Annotated in this window: 15 protein-coding genes and 1 pseudogene; 10 read left to right on the plus strand and 6 right to left on the minus strand. The window is 35.5% G+C overall.

What is annotated here, in order from left to right; all coding sequences use genetic code 11:
• Window positions 1–142 precede the first annotated feature (142 nt).
• Entirely contained in the window at window positions 143–1,033 is an 891-nt protein-coding gene (locus AN964_RS10305; RefSeq protein WP_055739590.1) for a YitT family protein, read from the minus strand.
• Between the two features lie 216 nt (window positions 1,034–1,249).
• On the minus strand, window positions 1,250–1,483 hold the full coding sequence (brfA, locus tag AN964_RS10310; protein ID WP_055739591.1) for a ribosome rescue factor BrfA: 234 nt from the start codon (window positions 1,481–1,483) through the stop codon (window positions 1,250–1,252).
• A gap of 181 nt (window positions 1,484–1,664) precedes the next feature.
• On the opposite strand from brfA, the gene AN964_RS10315 reads away from it, so the two are divergent.
• From AN964_RS10315 to mprF, 3 genes are all read left to right on the plus strand, one after another.
• Window positions 1,665–3,854 (plus strand): DNA topoisomerase III, encoded by a 2,190-nt coding sequence (locus AN964_RS10315; protein ID WP_055739592.1) that lies wholly within the window; start codon window positions 1,665–1,667, stop codon window positions 3,852–3,854.
• A gap of 183 nt (window positions 3,855–4,037) precedes the next feature.
• Window positions 4,038–5,009, plus strand: coding sequence for an oxygen-dependent tRNA uridine(34) hydroxylase TrhO (gene trhO, locus AN964_RS10320; protein WP_055739593.1), 972 nt, complete (start codon window positions 4,038–4,040; stop codon window positions 5,007–5,009).
• 138 nt (window positions 5,010–5,147) lie between these two features.
• Window positions 5,148–7,688 carry a bifunctional lysylphosphatidylglycerol flippase/synthetase MprF gene (gene mprF, locus AN964_RS10325; protein WP_235950425.1) on the plus strand — a complete coding sequence of 847 codons (2,541 nt, stop codon included), beginning with the start codon at window positions 5,148–5,150 and terminating at the stop codon, window positions 7,686–7,688.
• 40 nt (window positions 7,689–7,728) lie between these two features.
• Here the strand turns inward: mprF and pepF are convergent.
• Window positions 7,729–9,539 (minus strand): annotated as a pseudogene (pepF, locus tag AN964_RS10330) (oligoendopeptidase F).
• A 217-nt stretch (window positions 9,540–9,756) separates the two neighbouring features.
• Between pepF and AN964_RS10335 the strand changes: the two are divergent.
• The 6 genes from AN964_RS10335 (at window position 9,757) to AN964_RS10360 (ending at window position 14,885) form a co-directional block, all read left to right on the plus strand.
• Window positions 9,757–9,963 (plus strand): DUF1657 domain-containing protein, encoded by a 207-nt coding sequence (locus AN964_RS10335; RefSeq protein WP_055739595.1) that lies wholly within the window; start codon window positions 9,757–9,759, stop codon window positions 9,961–9,963.
• A 73-nt stretch (window positions 9,964–10,036) separates the two neighbouring features.
• Window positions 10,037–10,240, plus strand: coding sequence for a DUF1657 domain-containing protein (locus AN964_RS10340; RefSeq protein ID WP_055739596.1), 204 nt, complete (start codon window positions 10,037–10,039; stop codon window positions 10,238–10,240).
• A 17-nt stretch (window positions 10,241–10,257) separates the two neighbouring features.
• Window positions 10,258–11,124, plus strand: coding sequence for a DUF421 domain-containing protein (locus AN964_RS10345; RefSeq protein ID WP_055739597.1), 867 nt, complete (start codon window positions 10,258–10,260; stop codon window positions 11,122–11,124).
• A 144-nt stretch (window positions 11,125–11,268) separates the two neighbouring features.
• The gene (locus tag AN964_RS10350) at window positions 11,269–13,590 is read left to right on the plus strand and encodes a xanthine dehydrogenase family protein molybdopterin-binding subunit (RefSeq protein WP_055739598.1); all 2,322 of its coding nucleotides are present in this window, start codon (window positions 11,269–11,271) and stop codon (window positions 13,588–13,590) included.
• Window positions 13,587–14,420, plus strand: coding sequence for an FAD binding domain-containing protein (locus AN964_RS10355; protein ID WP_055739599.1), 834 nt, complete (start codon window positions 13,587–13,589; stop codon window positions 14,418–14,420). Before AN964_RS10350 ends, AN964_RS10355 begins: the two co-directional genes overlap by 4 nt.
• Complete coding sequence (locus AN964_RS10360) at window positions 14,421–14,885, plus strand: (2Fe-2S)-binding protein (RefSeq protein WP_055739600.1); 465 nt, start codon at window positions 14,421–14,423, stop codon at window positions 14,883–14,885.
• Window positions 14,886–14,917: 32 nt separating this feature from the next.
• Here AN964_RS10360 and hpaB read toward each other — a convergent pair whose 3' ends face one another.
• The 3 genes from hpaB to AN964_RS10375 form a co-directional block, all read right to left on the minus strand.
• A complete protein-coding gene (hpaB, locus tag AN964_RS10365) occupies window positions 14,918–16,348 on the minus strand; it encodes a 4-hydroxyphenylacetate 3-monooxygenase, oxygenase component (RefSeq protein WP_055739601.1) in 1,431 nt (476 codons plus the stop codon).
• Between the two features lie 228 nt (window positions 16,349–16,576).
• The gene (locus tag AN964_RS10370) at window positions 16,577–18,196 is read right to left on the minus strand and encodes an ABC-F family ATP-binding cassette domain-containing protein (RefSeq protein WP_055739602.1); all 1,620 of its coding nucleotides are present in this window, start codon (window positions 18,194–18,196) and stop codon (window positions 16,577–16,579) included.
• Between the two features lie 376 nt (window positions 18,197–18,572).
• Window positions 18,573–18,764 (minus strand): hypothetical protein, encoded by a 192-nt coding sequence (locus AN964_RS10375; protein WP_055739603.1) that lies wholly within the window; start codon window positions 18,762–18,764, stop codon window positions 18,573–18,575.
• A 273-nt stretch (window positions 18,765–19,037) separates the two neighbouring features.
• Here AN964_RS10375 and AN964_RS10380 point away from each other — a divergent pair, with 273 nt between their 5' ends.
• Window positions 19,038–20,576 carry an FAD-dependent oxidoreductase gene (locus AN964_RS10380; RefSeq protein WP_055739604.1) on the plus strand — a complete coding sequence of 513 codons (1,539 nt, stop codon included), beginning with the start codon at window positions 19,038–19,040 and terminating at the stop codon, window positions 20,574–20,576.
• Window positions 20,577–20,623: the final 47 nt, after the last annotated feature.

Here is a 20,623-nt window from a genome sequence, read left to right on the forward strand (position 1 = left end):
GCAAATGTTTGTGATGATTTTCTGCAGCTTTTTACCATTGCTTGGACTGCTTTCAATATTTTTACCAACAGATGATAAAGTTAGAGAATTGAATGCGGAGTAAAAAAGAATCCCCATCGGATTCTATTTTTTAAATTCAGCATTAATGGATATCTTTTTTCTTAAATCTTCCACCTCGCACTTCTGAAATATTTCCGACGGCAAGGAATGCGTGCGGGTCAAACTCTTCCACGATTGATTTTAATTTTGCCTCTTCTAATCTAGTAATAACACAAAATATCACTTTTTTGTCCGAGCCGGTAAAGGCGCCTTCTCCGTTTAAATAGGTGACACCTCTTCCAAGACGGGCAAGAATAGCGTTACCGATTTCGGTGGTATTATCACTGATGATCCACGCAGATTTCGATTCATCAAGACCTTGAATGACAATATCAATCGTTTTTGCCGCGATAAAATACGTGATCACAGAGTACATAGCCCGATTCCACCCAAAGACAAATCCGGCACATGTAAAAATAATGATGTTAAAAAACATAATGACCTCGCCAACACTAAAGGGCAGTTTCCTATTTAATAAGATGGATAGGAGCTCTGTACCATCAAGCGAGCCTCCAAAGCGAATAACAATTCCTACCCCGATGCCTAAAATAATCCCTCCAAAGATTGTAACCAGAAACAATTCGTCCGTAAAACCAGGTACGGGATGTAAAAAATAAGTAGTTAGAGACATGACTGCAATGCCATACAGTGTGGATATTGCAAAGGTTTTCCCTATTTGTTTATATCCAATAAAGAAAAAAGGAATATTTAAGATGAAAATAAACAAACCAAGCTGAAGATTTGTAAAGTGGGAAAGGATAATGGAAATACCTGTTATGCCACCATCCAGTATTGCATTTGGAACGAGGAATAATTCTAATGCTACCCCCATAATAATGGATCCTAAGGTAATGAAAAAAATCCTTCTTACTAATGCAAGTCGTGATAACTGTTTGTGTTTATTAAATCCGAATAATTCTTTTGTAGCTAACATCGATTCTCTCCCTTCAAATATGCATTTATTTAGATTTTACTAATTATGAACATATACAGTTGTTGAAAAAAATAACAATCATAAAGATTTGAAAATGAATGGAAAAGGGGAATGATTATTGTTACCAGAGGTTTTAAAAGTGATTAACATTAAATGTCTATCTTTTAATATCTTATAATAAAAATAGGAAGATTAGAAATAATTTGCTTATGGTTTTTATATTTCCATTAGTTCGTTTTCCTTTAAGACAAAATAAAAAGTCGATTTATCTTCTATACTTTCGTAAGATAATCGACTTTTATGTTTAACTTGTGAAAGAACTTCTTTTTTTGTTTTAGTTTTTCGAGTCCTCATATCAGTTAATGCATACACTCCTCTGTTCTCCGAAGGATTTCTTTTCCCTTCTCTTACAAGTTTCTCACGTCTTTTTTTAGCTTTGCTTTTTGACATTTTAGTCATCTCCTTTTTGCAGGTATGATTCCATTATAAGTGCTAAAAAAAGAAAAAACATCTTAATTTGGCCAGAATTTTCTCTTTTTTTAACTGTTACTGTATTAGGTGCCTTTACAAGACTATTTGTGAAAAACTATGGTATATTAGACCTTACAAAGTCAGTAAAGGAGTTCGGAAAATGGGAAAAAGTGTAGTAATTGCTGAGAAGCCTTCCGTCGCACGTGACATAGCAAGAGTTTTGAAGTGTTCTAAGAAAGGAAATGGATTTTTAGAAGGTGATAAATACGTAGTTACTTGGGCATTAGGGCATTTAGTAACTTTAGCGGACCCTGAAGCTTATGATAATAAATATAAATCATGGAATTTAGAAGATCTTCCGATGCTTCCAGAACGAATGAAATTAGTTGTGATAAAACAAACTGGAAAGCAGTTTAATTCCGTAAAAGCCCAGTTAAACCGCAAGGATGTAACGGAAATAATTGTGGCTACTGATGCAGGGAGAGAAGGAGAATTAGTTGCACGTTGGATTATTGAGAAAGCAAAAATTCATAAGCCAATCAAACGTCTATGGATTTCCTCTGTAACCGATAAAGCGATTAAAGACGGATTTAATAACTTAAAACCAGGAAAAGCATATGAAAATTTATATGCATCGGCAGTAGCACGTTCTGAGGCAGATTGGTATATAGGTTTAAATGCAACACGTGCGCTAACAACTAAATTTAATGCCCAGTTAAACTGTGGCCGTGTACAGACACCAACAGTTGCGATGGTTGCCGCACGTGAAGAAGAAATCAAGAATTTCAAACCACTAAATTATTTTGGCATTGAAGCCCAGACAGATAAAATTAAATTAACATGGCAAGATGTGAATGGGAATACCCGAAGCTTTAATAAAGAAAAAATAGAAAAAATCATTCACTCTATTGGACATAAAGATGGCAAAATTGTTTCCATTGACCGACAAGTAAAGAAAAAATTCGCACCCGCTCTATATGATTTAACAGAATTACAACGTGATGCCAATAAAATTTTTGGCTATTCCGCCAAAGAAACATTGAATATTATGCAAAAATTGTATGAGCAACATAAAGTATTGACATATCCTCGTACAGACTCTCGTTTTCTATCGACAGACATCGTTAGTACGCTTCCAGAACGGTTAAAAGCATGTAGCGTAGGGGAATATCGTACTCTTGCAAATAAGATTTTAATGAAGCCTATTAAAGCTACAAAAGCATTTGTAGATGATAGCAAGGTAAGTGATCACCATGCCATCATTCCAACGGAAGGCTTTGTAAATTTCTCTGCTTTTTCAGATAAAGAACGCAAAATATATGATCTTGTTGTAAAACGATTTTTAGCAGTATTATTCCCTGCGTTTGAATATGAACAATTAACCATACATGCAACAATTGGCGATGAGAAGTTTATAGCACGGGGAAAATCTGTCATCAACTCTGGCTGGAAAGAAGTATACGAAAATCGTTTTGATGATGAAGAAACAACAGATGATGTAAAAGAGCAACTATTACCTCGTCTTGAAAAAGGAGAGGTATTAAGGACAGAAATAATTGCTCTAACATCTGGTCAAACGAAGCCACCAGCACGCTTTACAGAGGCAACGCTATTATCTGCAATGGAAAACCCGACTAAGTATTTGGAAACAAATAATAAAAAGCTCGCAGAAACGTTAAAGTCAACTGGTGGTCTTGGTACAGTTGCAACTCGAGCTGATATCATTGATAAATTATTTAATTCATTCTTAATTGAAAAACGCGGTGGGAAAGAAATCTATATCACTTCCAAAGGACGTCAGCTTTTAGATTTAGTTCCGGATGAATTAAAGTCTCCGGCCACTACAGCTGAATGGGAACAAAAGCTTGAACTAATTGCTAAAGGGAAACTGAAAAAAAGTGTATTTATCAATGAAATGAAGGAACATACGAAAGAAATAGTGGCAGAAATTAAAGCGAGCAATAAAAAATATAAACATGATAATATTTCAACCAAATCTTGCCCAGACTGTGGCAAACCAATGTTAGAAGTAAACGGCAAAAAAGGGAAAATGCTTGTTTGCCAGGATCGTGAATGTGGTTACAGAAAAAACGTAGCACGTGTAACAAACGCACGCTGCCCTCAATGTAAGAAGAAATTGGAACTTCGTGGGGAAGGTGAAGGTCAAATTTTCGCTTGTAAATGCGGATATCGTGAAAAATTATCAGCTTTTGAGGCACGACGCAAAAAAGAGTCTGGTGGGAAAATGGATAAACGTTCTGTGCAAAAATATCTTAAGCAACAAAATAAAAACGAAGAACCTATAAATAATGCATTTGCAGAGGCATTAAAGGGCATAAAATTCGACTAACTTTTCCATTTTTTAAAGTGATAAATGGATGTTTAGGTGAATTATGGGCGAATGTACACAAATTCTCCCTTGCACAATTAGATATATTTTTATACAATAATTTCTTGTAAGAGAAAAGTGTATATCATATACAACCTAAATACATTTATATCTTGCAAATATAAATCGATAGGTGGTAATAACATGTCAGAAACAAAACCTTATAGAGTATTACTGTATTATTATTATACTGATATTGAAAATCCTGAGGAATTTGCAGCAGAGCACTTAAAATATTGTAAAGAGCAAGGCTTAAAAGGAAGAATTCTTGTTGCGCATGAAGGAATTAACGGAACACTCTCAGGAACAGTTGAAAAAACAGAGGAATATATGAACATGATGAAAAATGATCCTCGTTTTAAAGGGATTGTTTTTAAAGTAGATGAAGCGGATGGTCATGCATTTAAGAAAATGCATGTTAGACCGCGTAAAGAGCTTGTTACTTTACGATTAGAAGATGATATTAATCCAAATGAACTGACTGGTAAATATTATAGTCCAAAAGAGTTTTTTGAAGCGATGCAAGATGAAAATACGGTCGTTTTGGATGCAAGGAATGACTATGAATATGAACTTGGACACTTTAGAGGTGCTATCAAGCCTGATATTGAAACGTTCAGGGAATTACCAGATTGGGTTCGGGCTAATAAAGATAAATTAGAGGGTAAAAAAATCCTAACCTATTGCACAGGTGGGATCCGCTGTGAAAAGTTTTCAGGATGGCTAGTACGCGAAGGATTTGAAGATGTAGCACAGCTTCATGGTGGAATCGTTTCGTACGGTAAGGACCCGGAGGTAAAGGGTGAATTATGGGATGGTCAATGCTATGTATTCGATGAGCGTATTGCTGTTCCTATCAACCATAAAGAGCATGTCATTGTAGGGAAGGACTATTTTACTGGTGAACCTTGTGAACGTTATGTGAATTGTGCAAACCCTGAGTGTAATAAACAAATTCTATGCTCAGAAGAAAATGAACATAAATATTTGCGCGGTTGTACACACGAATGCCGTGTACATCCAAGAAATCTTTATGTGAAAGAGCACGGTTTAACACAAGAGGAAGTAGAAGAAAGATTAAAAAGAATAGAAGAAGAAAACACAGTGAAAATGTAAAAAAGGTAGCGGTTGCTACCTTTTTTTATACAAAAATTTTTTCCCTGCATTATCCATTTCATAAAATATTTAGTTTTAAAATAGGAAAGTTTTAGTATATACTAGTGGATAGGTTGAATGGAAAGCGGGTGCAATTTTTTGAAACTGAATAAGAAGGTATTAAATACTTTGAAATTCTTATTCCCAGTTCTTCTTCTATTATTTATTTTTTTAGAATCAAGAAAAATGATAAAGAATTTTGATATAAATTTAATCAAAAATCATCTAGATCAATTAAATGTTCACAATATCATTATTATTATCATACTAGGAATTATTGCTGTTACTCCAATGTTATTTTACGATCTAGTGTTAAATCGAATTCTTAATCTTGGGATACCAAAATTGGAAATGGCAAAATATTCGTTAACCATCAATACATATTCTAATTTTATTGGTTTTGGGGGAGTAGCTGGATTAAGTTTAAGAACTTACTTTTTTAAAGGTAAATTCAAAGATCGCGGGAAGTTGGTAAAAAATATCGCTCAAATATCGCTATTTTATTTGGCGGGGCTTTCCATTTTAAGTTGGATTGTGTCTCTAGGGATAATGCAAACAAGTTTTTTAGCGGGAATGAAATGGATAAAGCTAGCTGTATGGGGGATAAGCCTATATGCACCTATTCTAATTCTTTTAACAAAATTAAGAGAACGAAAGGATCAAGGGGAGCATTTTAAAACCATCTATATTTTAGAGCTTGCATTGATATCCATTTTTGAATGGATGTTTGCCATTTTGTTGTTTTTAACTATCGCCAATATTCTTCATATTCATATTACGCTGAGGGAGTTATTCCCAATATTTATTGTTGCGTCCTGTGCAGGAATTGTCAGTATGATTCCTGGAGGTATCGGTTCCTTTGACTTAATTATGCTACTAGGGTTTGAAAGTCTCCATGTACCTACGGAAAAAATCTTGTTGATTCTGCTTTTTTATCGGATTAGTTATTATATTATTCCGTTCATTCTCGGTACCATTTTGTTTGTGAAAAAGCTATGGAATGATTTAGATGAACCGTACAGACAGGTCATTCATTTTTTGGCGCGAAATATTAGCCATTGGATTATCACCATTTTAGTATTTTTCTCCGGGATTATTTTGTTAATTTCCGCATCTCTTCCTGGAGTATTGGAAAGGGTTAAATTCTTAAGGGAATTTCTTTCTTTTCCCATAATGAACCTTTCTCATCAATTGTCGGTTGCAGCAGGTTTATTATTGCTGTTTTTATCAAGAGGAATTGAATACAGAGTGAAATGGGCTTATTATTTCACCATGTTCATGCTTATTTTTGCAGCTATCTTATCAATTACAAAAAACTTAAATTATGAACAGGCAATTTTTTTAATCATCGTTGCGTTTATCTTATGGTTATCGAAAAAAAGCTTTTATCGCATTAACTTTGTTGTAACATGGGGAAGAGCTGCATTCGATTTTCTGGGGATCCTTTTCTTTATCATATTGTATTTTTTCATTGGGTATATGAATTTACCGCAACATAGCGAGAAAATGAAAATTCCCCATTTTATACGAAAATACATGATTTTGGATCCTGGTGATTTATTTAAAAGTGCCGTTTTAGGATTAATTATTGCATTAATCGTCATTTACTTTGTGTACTGGCTGAAAAAACCATATGAGGCACAATTTCAATCCTCCATTAATGAGACGGAGAAAATTATGGAACATTTGCAAAAATATGGGGGTACTGTTTTATCCCATTTAATATTTTTGCATGACAAAATGATTTATTGGAGCAGATCAGGCAATGTTCTGTTTGCTTTTCAAAAATATGCGGACAAGCTTGTTGTACTAGGTAATCCGGTAGGAGATCACCGAGAATTTCATGATTGTATTGAAGAATTTCATGATGTTGCTAACTTGTATGGATATACTCCCGTATATTACGAGGTTACGAAAGAAATGCTTCCGATGCTGCATGAAAATGGCTATGACTTCTTTAAATTAGGTGAGGAAGCATTTGTTAATGTTGAGGAATTTTCTTTGTCTGGGAAAAAAATGAAAAATTTAAGAGCCGTGAAAAATAAACTGGAGAGAGAGGGCTTTTCATGTAACGTACTGGAACCTCCTTTCTCAGACGAATTACTAACACGTTTACAGTTTATTTCGGAGCAATGGCTGCAAGGGAGATTGGAAAAAGGTTTTTCACTAGGTTTTTTTGACAAAGATTATTTAAATTTAGGACCAATTGCTGTTGTGAAAAATGAAGAAGGTGTTCCTATTGCTTTTACATCGTTAATGCCAAAATATGATGATCATAAAACACTATCTTTGGACCTTATGCGTCAATTGTCTGATATACCGCCTGGGATTATGGATTTTATGTTTATTCATCTATTTGAATGGGCAGGTCAAAATGGATATAGTCAGTTTAATATTGGAATGGCACCTTTAGCAAATGTCGGTTTGTCCAAATATTCGTTTTTAGGAGAAAAGCTAGCATCGCAAATCTATTTACATGGCAGTTTCATCTATCATTTTAAAGGATTGAAAAATTTTAAAGAAAAGTACGCCGATACATGGGAACCAAAATACATGGCGTATCGGAAAAAGACTTCACTTCCATTAACAATGTTTCAAGTAGCGCTTCTAATAGCAAAAAAACGCCCGAAAACCGATTAATAATCGGCTAGGGCGTTTTTTGTTTTATTTTTCGCTTTCCTTATTCGTAACTTTTTTCTAATTCATCTACTAAATAACCGACATATGCAACCGCTTTTTTAATCGCATCTGGTTTTGACATATCGACACCGGCTTTTTTAATTAAATCAAGAGGTTTTAAAGTACCTCCGGATTTTAACACGTCTAACCAACGATCAACTGCTGGTTGACCTTCTTCTTGAATCATTTGGGAAACTGCAGTAGATACAGTTAAACCGGCAGAATACGTATATGGATACAGTCCCATATAATAATGTGGTTGACGCATCCAAGTTAAGCTTGCACCTTCATCTAGTTCAACAGCATCTCCCCAGAAATTAGAAATTGTTTCATATTTTTGTTCACAAAGTGCTTTTGCTGTTAATGGTTTACCAGCTTCCGCAAGACTGTAAACTCGTCTTTGGAATTCTCCTTCAAGAAGATGGGTGACAAAATTATGATAGTACGTTCCTAAAAGACTAGAGATAACCCAACGCTTCATGCGCTTATCATTCGTTTTTGAAAGAATATGATTGGCAAGCAAAAGTTCATTCATCGTAGATGGTGCTTCAACAAAATACATGGATGGACGGGTATTAACTATTCTTTGATTTTTCCCGGCAAGATAGAAGTGACCTGCATGACCTAATTCGTGAGCTAAGACAAAGGCGCCGCGCATCGTATCTGTCCATGTAATCAAAATATATGGATGCACACCATATGGACTGGAGCAAAATGCACCTGTTGACTTACCAATATTATCTGCTAAATCTACCCATCTTTGAGATAATGCTGTTTTCATAATTTGGCTGTATTCAGGACCCATTACTTCAAGTGCATCGAGGATCATATTGGCTGCTTCCCCAAAGGTTGTTTTTGGATTGAAGTCTGGGTCTAAAGGAGCCTTTAAATCACAGAACAACATTTTTCTAAGCCTAATTCACGTTTTTTCAAATTTGCAAAACGCTGCATATGAGGTGCAAGTTCCGTCTGAATAATGTCCAATTGATTATTATACATTTCCTCTGTTACTTTTTGCGGGTGTAAAAGCATTTCAGTAACAGAAGAATAATTGCGGGCACGCGAGATAGCAACTTGTTTCTTCACTTCGGTTGCATATGTTGCTGCAAAAGTGTTTTTATATTGTTCCAAAGTTTTAATGAATGAATCATATGCTTTTCTTCGGACCTCTGTATTTGTGGACAATTCATAACGGTCTTCATACAAGGCAAAGGACATTGGCAATTCATTGTCGCCTTCATGGATTGAGTCAAATTGCATATCAGAAGACTTGCCAAGCTGATAAATAGTATATGGTGAATTATGTATTTCGCTCAAAGATGCTAAAAGCTCTTCGACTTCCGGAGAAAGGATATATTTCTTTTTCTCTAATAAATCATTTAATTTATTTTTATAAACTTCTAACTCTGCCTCTTCTTGTAAATATCTCTCAACCGTTCCTTCAGAAAGAGATAATATTTCTGTCTCAATAAATGATAAAGCTGCACCTAATTTTGCAAGCATTCCTGCAACTAAGGAGGAATTTCCTTGATTAACTGGATTAGACCCATCTTCAGAGGATTTTAAGCTAGCGTAAGTAGCAACTCTAACGACACGGATGTGTAACTGCTCCTCTGCGTATAGACATTTTAATAAAACTTTCGCACCTGTATGAAGTTTCCCTTTAAACTGACTTACACTTGAAATATCAGTTTCAATTGATTTAAGCTCTGCTTCCCAAAGATCATCAGAAGCAAATAAATCCTTTAAATTCCATGTATTTTCTACAGGAACCTCTGAACGCGTTAATCTTTTTTCAACGGTTTTCTGCATATTGATTCCTCCTTTAAAAATATGAATAATGGGAACATTTCGTATCCCTAACAAATTTTATTATATATTAATTTGAAAAATTTGAATATGGTAAATTGCTATAATTGGAAGGATTTTAGTAGGGAATTATTTCAAATCATAAAAGAACGAGCTTTTTCACAAAATAATTTCGTTCAATATGAACAAATTACGCTCGAAAACAATGGAGGGAGTTAATATGACAGTAATTAATAATATTAAACAAACTGTTTCTGGCCTAAAAAGTGCACAGGCTAACTTAGAAAGCTTTGCTTTAGCAACGGATAACCAACAAGCTAAACAGCTTTATCAAACATGTGCACAACAAACACAAACAATTATCGATACTTTAACACCAAGAATGAATGAGGTTGAACAAGAAGAACCACAATATAAACAACAATAACTGCGTTTGTTTTACCGGCGGTCTTATCCGCATAACCGCCGGTAATTAATCATTTGCAAAAGGGGGATTCAATGTGACGGTTGCATCGGATGTGAAAAATTGTATAGCAAGTCTTCAAGGGGCAAAAAATAATTTTAGTCATTTGGCTCTTGTATCAAGAGATGATGAAGCAAAACGGATATTTCATGAATGTATGATGGAAACGGAAGAGATCATTCAAGATCTGCAAAGTCGTGTTTATTCTTTGGAAAGAGAAGAACCCCAATATAAGGGATAGAGAAAGGAGAGTGTGTAATGAACTTGCCAGGATGGTTAGAAGTTATAATTAGGTCCTTATCCATACTTATTGTTTTGTTTATTCTGACAAAAATTCGAGGTAAAAAACAAATATCACAACTCTCCCTCTTTGAATATATTATTGGAATAACGATTGGCGATATTTCAGCAGAGACTTCAGTTGGTGTAAAATCAAATTTTTTTTACGGTGTAAGCAGTTTGCTTGTATGGACGGTTATTCCTCTTATTATCAGTTTTAGTACGTTAAAAAATAAAAAGGTTCGTGAAGTACTTGAAGGTAAAGCAACAGTTGTTATAAAAGACGGAAAAATACAAGAGGATACCTTAAATAAGGAAAAATACAGTATAGATAATATCATGGAGCTTCTTCGGCAGAAAAATGCCTTTAATATTGCGGACGTCGAATTTGCCGTTTTAGAACCAAGCGGCGATTTAAGTGTATTGATGAAAAAAGAAAGTCAACCGTTAACACCAAAAGATATACAAATGAAAGTCCCATCAGAAAAAGAACCGCAGACAGTTATTATGGAAGGAAAAATTTTAGATGAACCATTGGGACTAACAGGATATAATCGCGCATGGCTGGAAGCGGAGCTGCAAAAACTAAATGTTGCTTTGGATAATATAGTGGTCGGACAAATCGATTCGTACGGAAAATTAACTGTTGATATATTTGATGATAAAATTCAAATTCCAAAATCTCAGGAAAGAGCTTTGTTACTTGCTACTATAAAAAAATGTCAAGCAGATATGGAGCTTTTCACCCTTGCAACTGAATCAAAGGAAGCACAGCAAATGTATAAAAAGAATGCAGAACGCTTAGCTCACATGATAAAACGTGTAGAATATTTACTTAACGAATAGGTGAATTTTGAAGTACTAATATCACTCATACTCGTCAAATATGGCGAGTTTTTATTTTTATAAAGGTTGATATTACATATATAAATAATTTAGTGCATATAGAAATAAAAGGTACAATTTTTCTGTTCAGGAGGTTATATTCTTATGTCTGGGTTGGGCAAAAGCATCATAAGAAAGGAAGCCCTTAATAAAGTAACAGGAAATGCAAGATATACTAATGATATCGCCTTTTCACACATATTGGAAACTGCATTTGTTCGCAGCCCTCATGCACATGCGAAAATTCTTTCTATAGATATATCACAGGCTAAAAGAATTCATGGTGTTAGAGCCATTATAACTGGTGAAAATCTTCCGATGACTGGAGAAGATATTTTGGACCATCCACCTCTTGCCTATGATAAAGTACGCCATTATGGTGAGCCTGTCGTTATGATTGTAGCGGAAAAAAAATATCAGGCAAAACAAGCCGCGAATTTTATCAAAGTTAACTACTCCCCCCTTCCAGTCGTTAATTCACCACTAGAGGCAATGCAGCAAAATTCACCTCTAGTCCATGAAAATCTAGGGAAATATGAAGTGATGAAAGGTATATATCCTGTACCCAGTACCAACATTGCAAACCATACGAAAATTAGAAAAGGCAATATTGACGCTGGATTTTCAAAATGTGATGTTATTGTAGAAAAAAGCTACTCCTTTACACAAGCCGACCATGCAGCAATGGAAACAAGATGTGCAACTGCTGAAATTACTCCCTCTGGCATTGTTATTATTCACTCATCCTCACAAGCGCCATATTTAATAAAAAAATCCATATCCAGTATTTTTAACATCGAGGAAGGAAAAGTCGATGTTCATACACCCCTTGTTGGTGGAGCATATGGGGGAAAGGCAGCAATACAACTGGAATACCTTGCATATATTGCTTCAAGGGCTGTCGGCGGAAAACCCGTTAAAGTGTTGAATTCTAGAGAAGAGGATCTTATTATGTCACCAGTTCACATTGGACTTACCGCTACTGTTAAAATCGGATGTACATCAGATGGTAAGATTCAAGCTGCGAAATACACTTATTTGTTTGACGGAGGTGCTTATTCAGATAAGGGAGTTGATATGAGTAAATCAGCAGGAATTGATTGCACCGGACCTTATAATATAGAAAATGTTTGGTGTGATTCCTATTGTATGTATACAAATCACCCTTATTCTACTTCATTTCGCGGCTTTAGCCACTCGGAACTAACGTTTGCTGCTGATCGAACCATGGATATTTTAGCTAAGGAACTAAATATGGATCCCATTGATTTTCGGCTAATAAATGCCATTAAGGAAGGAGATACTACCCCAACACAAACACCATTAACTAAAAGTAATATAGGAAACATGACAAAATGCTTAAAAAGGCTAAAAGAGCTTATAGGTCCCAATATCAATTACCGGCAAAAAATTGGTAATGGTAAAATTCGATCACTTGGAATAAGCGGTCTGTGGAAAACCTCCAATATTGATTCGGATGCAGGGTCTGGTGCAATCATTACCTTTAATAATGATGGGAGCATGAACCTAAACTGCGGGTTGGTAGAACTTGGTCAAGGCACCAAAACAGCTTTAACGCAAATCATTGCAGAGCGTTTCAAAATGGATGTAGATATGGTACATGTAAAAATGTCGGTGGATACGGAAATAACTCCCGAGCATTGGAAAACAGTAGCGAGCAGAGGCACATTTATGGTCGGCAGGGCTGTAATGGATGCATGTAATGATGCAATTGCACAATTTAAGCATGTTGCCGCCAAAATTTTTTTAGTGGAAGAAGAAGATTTAGAGGTAGGGGAAGGGAAAGTTTACCTAAGAGCAAATCCAGTTAGGAGCATTCCAATGGCGGAGCTTGCTCATGGATATAAATATCCCAAGGGAAGTGCGATTGGCGGAGAAATTATTGGAAGAGGAAAATATATTTTGCGAAATATTGTCCCCATTGATCCGGAAACAGGAAAGGGGGTTCCAGGGCCGGAATGGACAGTTGGTGCTGAAGCGGTCGAAGTAGAATATGATGAGGAAAATTTCACATATGAGCTTAAAAGAGTTTTTGCTGTCATTGATTGTGGAAGGTTAATTAATCCACTACTTGCAAAGGGGCAAGTAATGGGGGCAGCCCATATGGGTCTAAGTTTTGCTACTAGAGAGAAATTTGATTTTTCTAATAAAGGGGAAGTATTAAATCCTCAGCTTAGGACTTATCATATGTTAAGATATGGCGAGAATCCTGAATATATTGTTGATTTTGTCGAAACTCCGTTCTTAGATTCTCCATATGGGATTCGCGGAATAGGGGAGCATGGCATCATAGGCATTCCTGCAGCATTAGCAAACAGTCTTTCCAATGCGATGGAAAAAGAATTAATGATTCTTCCATTAACCCCGGAAAATTTATGGCGGATCAAGAATGGAGTACAATCATGATACCTTTTAATTTTGAATACATGAAAGTCTATACCATTCAGGAGGCTGTCAGTTTATATCAGCATTTTCTATTAAGCGGGAAAACGCCAATGTATTTTGGAGGCGGTACTGAAATCATTACCCTAGGAAGAACGAGCAGTTTATTTACGGATGCAGTTATTGATATAAATGGGATACCAGAGTGTAATATTCTTTTGGAGAGAGAACAAAAATTGATTCTAGGATCTTGCATTTCTTTAACTCAATCAGTCTACCAAGATAGCTTTCCATTATTAAGTAAAACGGCTATTGAAATTGCAGACCAAACAGCCAGAAATAAAATTTCTTTAGGTGGAAATATTTGCAGTAATATTCGCTTTAAAGAAGGAATTCTTCCATTTTTGATAACGGATAGCAATGTTGTCATAGCAAACGAAGGAGGGATTAGAGAAATCCCTATTAAAGATGCATTTAATGAGGAATATCAACTGCCTGCCGGAACTTTACTTGTTCAATTAGTAGTAGATGAAGAGTATATAAATGCTCCTTATTATGCAAAAAAGATAAGAACTATAGGAACGGTCGGATATCCTGTTATATCTATTAATGCTATTAAGATAAATGGAAGATTAAAAATAGCTGTTAGCGGAATATCATTACTCCCAATCCATGAGGAAACCATTGACAATCGATTAAACAATCGACAATTGGCTTACAAAGATAGAATAAAAGAAGCAATTGATGCATGGCCAAAGCCAATTATTGATGATATTCAGGGTTCTGCTGATTATAAAAAGTATTTATTAGAAAAAAACTTACTTGAAATTTTTCAGAAGCTGGAGGTGGAGTAGGTGGCGGGCTCCAAATATTTCAATAGTTACTTACATGTAAATGGAGAAGAAAGAGAAGTACATTTTCGTGCAGCAGATACCTTATTAACGGTTATTCGGGAGGAACTTGGATTAACAGGAACTAAATATGGCTGTGGAAACGGGGATTGTGGAGCATGTACTGTTAATGTAGATGGATGGCCCCAAAAGTCCTGTCTTATGCTCGCAATCGAAGCATTGGATAAAGAAATCCTAACAATAGAAGGGTTAAAATTCACTCCGATTCAACAGGCATATGTTGAAAAAAATGCGTTTCAATGCGGGTTTTGTACACCGGGATTTATTATGAATGCACATTCTTTATTATCCCTATTTCCAGATGCAGATGACGAGACTATTCAAGATTGGATGGAATCTAATATTTGCAGATGCACTAGCTATCAGGAAATGATGGAAGCCTTTCATAGCGTGAAAAACCAAAGGTAGGAACGAGGGACCTGACCTGTCCCTCTGTCCCATTACGATAAAAATTGCTTAATATAATCAACATATTCATTTTTATTATATCCATTGTATAGGCCCATGGATAACTTAACAGGGTCACCGAAAAAAAAGCGTTCAAAGTGAGTTTGTCTAGTTCCGAATGGACTCATACATAAATCCCATGCCAACCGAAATAGTTTTACTTTGTCTTCTGCGGTGGAATTGGCTCCTTGAAGATATTGATCAATATAGTTACGTACCGGTGAATGAAAATCTTTATCCGTAGGAAGTGTAATCAAACTGCTTCCGCTTAATAACTGGATAATTTCCACTAATCTTGGGTACATCCGCGGATAATAATAAATTGCCGCATTCAACGGTTTCGCATCTGGCACCAAAGTTCCACAATTATTTTTTTTTGCTTGTATTTCTGCAGAGAATTGAAGGCCTTTTAAGATTTCCAACGTTACAATAACTTCACTGACTTTATCTTTGACATGCTGATATTCTCCAATATTAATGGCATCTATTAAACTTTCCGCAAGTCCAAGGATAAATTCTGTCTTCACGATCATTCTCGTTAAAGCCTGATATAGTAATAATGTATTAAAATTTGTTTCTTGAAACATAGAAAAAGCTATGTCGTAATCCTTATATAAAAATACATTCTCCCAAGGCACAAGTACCTCATCAAACACAACAACCGTATCCATTTCTTCGAAGCGGGAGCCAAGTGGATGATCAAAAGGGGAATCACTTAATACAAAAGATTCTCGGCAAAGAAATTTTAAGCCTGGTGTATTAGAGGGGATTGTAAATGCATAAATATAAGATTCATCAATAAAGTTTCCTCCTGCCGGAATTACTAAAAGTTCGTCTGTTATACCTCCTTGAGTGGATAGTAAACGTGCCCCCTTAATAACAATTCCATCTGTATTTTCCTTGATGATTTTTGCTGCGATGATATTGGAATCTTCCTCCATATAACTTGTGGATCGATTCACTTGCGGATTGATAAACGTGTGTGTAAAAGTAAGATCTTTTTCCATAGCTTTTTGATATATATGAAGGATATTAGAGCCGAAATTTGGATCATTTTTCCCGAATAAATTATGAGCAGTACCTAATGACATTATCGCGGTATTCACGTAATCAGGCGACCTTCCAAGCATGCCAGCATTTGTTCTGGACCAAAATGCAGTAGCAATCCTCCGCTTTTCTAACTCTTTTAACGTTGTAGGCTGTTGAAAAGAAAATCCAACTTCCTTTTTGGATGATGTTTTAAAGGTTAAAAGTTCTTTATGATCTTCATTGTTTTGCAAATCAAATAAGTGTGCCTTGCTCTTCATAATGCCTTTAAATGCTGGATGTTCTGAAATATTCCCGGTTATTTTCTGTCCATTCACCCAAACCTCATTGTTTAAAGCATCAATTCTTTTAATATATTCACTTCCTGATATTGTCATAAAAAGCTTCACACCCTTAAAGAATATATTTATATGATATGAAATGATCAAAAAAAGGAATCAACGTAAATGTTGATTCCTTCATTATTGGTAAATTTTTTTACTAATTTCATTGTTTTAATGGTGTTGTTTTTGTCTAGCGCAAGCGGCAGCCATCGGCAGGAGGATTTCAACGTATCCTTACTATGAAATACTACGCCAATGGGCAAGGTACTTGCACTTTTCTAGTTAAGCATATAATTTAGTCAATTGGGCCTGAATATCGTCGTTCTCTAAATACTCATCATACGTCATGACTTTATCAATCATGCCATTTGGAGTTAATTCAATAATACGATTTGCAATCGTTTGGATAAACTGATGATCATGTGAAGCAAAGATTAAAGAACCTTTAAAGCGAATTAACCCGTTATTCAATGCAGTAATCGATTCAAGATCTAAATGGTTTGTTGGTTCATCAAGCAGCAGGACATTGGATCCGCTTAGCATCATTTTTGAAAGCATACAACGTACTTTTTCTCCACCGGATAACACATTTGCTTTTTTCATTACCTCTTCACCGGAAAATAGCATTCTGCCAAGGAAGCCTCTTAAAAAGCTTTCACTTTGGTCAAGAGGTGAATATTGACGCAACCAATCAACTAAGTTTAACTCGCCATTTTCAAAGTACTCGCTATTATCCTTTGGAAAATAGGCTTGTGAAGTAGTAACACCCCATTTATAGGAGCCGCTGTCTGGTTCCATTTCACCAGACAAGATTTTGAAAAGGGTCGTTTTTGCAATTTCATTTTGGCCTACTAATGCAATCTTGTCGTCTTTATTCATAATAAAGCTTACATTATCCAATACTTTGACACCGTCAATGGTTTTCGTTAAACCTTCCACACGTAATAAATCATTTCCTATTTCGCGTTCAGGAGTAAAATGTACGTATGGGTATTTTCGGGAAGAAGGCCTGATATCATCTAATGTAATTTTATCCAATAATTTTTTCCGTGATGTTGCTTGTTTTGACTTTGAAGCATTGGCGCTAAATCTTGCAATAAATGCTTGAAGCTCTTTAATTTGTTCTTCTTTTTTCTTATTCGCTTCCTGCATCATTTTTTGTGCTAGCTGACTGGATTCATACCAGAAATCATAATTACCGACATAAAGCTGAATTTTGCCGAAATCTAAATCAGCAATATGAGTACATACTTTGTTTAAGAAATGACGGTCATGGGAAACAACAATGACAGTATTTTCGAAGTTAATGAGGAATTCCTCCAACCATTGGATTGCTTTTAAATCCAAATGGTTCGTTGGCTCATCCAATAACAGAATATCCGGTTTTCCGAATAATGCTTGTGCAAGGAGTACTTTTACTTTTTCGGCACCAGTGAGTTCTTCCATTTTCTTTGTATGAAGTTCTTCCCCAATCCCTAATCCTTTTAATAAAATGGCTGCTTCTGATTCAGCCTCCCAACCGTTTAGTTCGGCAAACTCTCCTTCAAGTTCAGCAGCTTTCATTCCATCTTCATCAGTAAAATCAGCCTTCATATAAATGGCATCCTTTTCTTGCATCACTTCATACAAGCGTGTATGCCCCATTATTACGACTTTCAATACCTCATGTTCTTCATATTCAAAATGATTTTGCTTTAATACCGCCAGTCTTTCTCCAGGTGTAATATGCACGTCACCCGATTGCGGTTCTAAATCGCCAGCCAAAATTTTCAAAAAAGTTGATTTTCCTGCACCGTTGGCACCAATAAGGCCATAGCAATTGCCTGGAGTAAATTTAATATTAATATCTTCGAATAGTTTACGTTCTCCATAACGTAAACCTACTTTGTTTACTGTAATCAAATCATTACGACCTCCACATATAATATCTGTTTGATTATATCATGGAATAAATGTAAAAGGCATCTTTAATTCAAATGGAAAGCGCCTTGCCTATAGGCGTACGGTTTATAAGTGTCTTCACCGAAACCAAAGGAAACAAATAGAAGTACCTCAGGAGCTAGTGAAAATGCACTTCAAATTTCACCAATTTGAAAATAGCACTTCCATTTTCACCTGATGCTTTACCGGCGTAGAGGAGACGTAGAAATCAGCTTCCTGACGGCTCCTTTCACTGGAGGTGATAATTTAAGTGATAAGGTTATAAAGTGCTATATTATTTTTTTTCATAAATAAATAAAGCTAAAATCACCAGCGGGATTTTAGCTTTTTAAAGTTTTTATAAATTTTCATTTTGTTGTTGGATTTCATCTTTAGCAAGGATTGTATTTGCATCCTTCAAATGCTCAAACTCATTAACCGAATCGCCAGGTGCATATTTCGTGCCTGTTATATTATCACCAGCTGTATTAATAGTAATAGCTGGTCTTTCAGGCGCATTTGTCAGAATTTTATCGTGTTTATCTTTCATTTGACCATCTCCGTTTTCTAGGTTTGATTATATTCATGCTTTTTTTGAATAATAACTAAAATCCTATTGTAGACTTAGATTCGAGGCATGTTTTTTTATGATGCTAATTATTATTAATCGATATTTTAAGAAAAGAACCATATTAAAAGCATTTCTAATCCATTAAAATCTATTCGTTGTTTACAATAGTTTCTTATTTCGCGACTTTTCTACATTACTTTGGTCATGAATGGGAAAACTGAAGAAAAGTCTACAAATAGGAGGATATAAAGAATGGTAAATGAGGAATCTGCCCGCAAACAAATACCGCAATTTCCTGAACCATTATGGAGAGATAAGATAGATTTTCCAAAATTTTCGCAGCTTAATGAAGATATCGAAGTGGATGTAACGGTTGTTGGAGGAGGAATTACGGGTATTACAACAGCTTATTTGTTAGTGAAGGAAGGGTTTAAGGTTGCTTTAATTGAAGCGGGAAATCTGTTGAATGGAACAACAGGACATACTACTGCAAAAATAACAGCTCAGCATGGGTTAATCTATGATGAACTAATCCAAACAATTGGTGGTGAAAGTGCTAGATTATATTATGAAGCAAATAACAATGCAATTACATTTATTCGCGATATGGTAAAGGAACATAATATAGAATGTGATTTTACAAATGAAGATGCGTTTATTTATACTAATTCAGATGATTATATAAATAAGCTGAAAAATGAGATGATTGCATACGAAAAATTAGGCATAAAAGGGGAAATCTCAGACAGAGTACCAGCAGATTTTTCAGTTAAAGCAGCTCTTAAAATGAGTAATCAGGCGCATTTTCACCCATTGAAATATTTGAAACCATTAGTGGAATACATTGTTTCTAACGGTGGGGTTATTTTTGAAAAAACAACCGCTACAGATGTAGATACAGAGGAAAAATTAAAGGTAAGGACTAGCGGTGGACCGTCTGTAATCTGTAGATATGTTTGTGCATGCTCCCATTTTCCTTTTTATGATGGGCTTGGCTTCTATCCTACAAGGATGTATGCGGAAAGATCCTATATTATTGCCATAAAACCAGAGAAGGAGTTTAATGGTGGGATGTACATAAATGCGGAGCAGCCAACGCGTTCCTTACGTACTGCTATGCTTGGTGATGAAGAATTGCTGTTAATTGGCGGAGAGAATCATAAAACAGGACAAGGTATTTCTACGATTTTACATTATCAAGCTCTAGAGAATTTTGCAGAAGAGACCTTTGGCATTAAAGAGTATTTATTTAGATGGTCAGCGCAGGATTTAACAACTTTGGATAAAGTCCCTTACATAGGACAAATAACCGGTGGTCACCCTAATATTTTTGTCGCTACAGGTTTTCGAAAATGGGGGATGACAAATAGTACGGTTGCTGCAAATTTATTGAAGGATCTTATAATGGAAAAAGAAAATCCATATCGTGATTTATATACTCCATCCAGGTTTGGCGATACAAGTATGAAATCCTTTCTTTCAACGAATATAGATGTAGCAAAACATTTAATAGAAGGAAAATTGGAATATCCTTTAATGCGTATCGATGAATTGGAACCTGACCAAGGTTCTGTTGTTAATGTAAATGGAAGGCGAGCCGGAGCTTATCGGGATAAGGATGGAAAGGTTTATGTCGTTGATACTACATGTACGCATCTTGGCTGTGAGGTCGAGTGGAACTCAGGAGATCGCACATGGGACTGTCCTTGTCATGGTTCAAGATTCTCTATTCAAGGAGATGTAATAGAAGGACCTGCCGAAAGCCCATTGGAGAAAATAGCAGAAGAATAAGATTTGAGTCTGCTCCTAATGGAGTAGACTTTTTATATTTTGAAATT

It is taken from the genome of Heyndrickxia shackletonii (assembly GCF_001420715.1).
Classification (GTDB): Bacteria; Bacillota; Bacilli; order Bacillales; family Bacillaceae_C; genus Margalitia; species Margalitia shackletonii.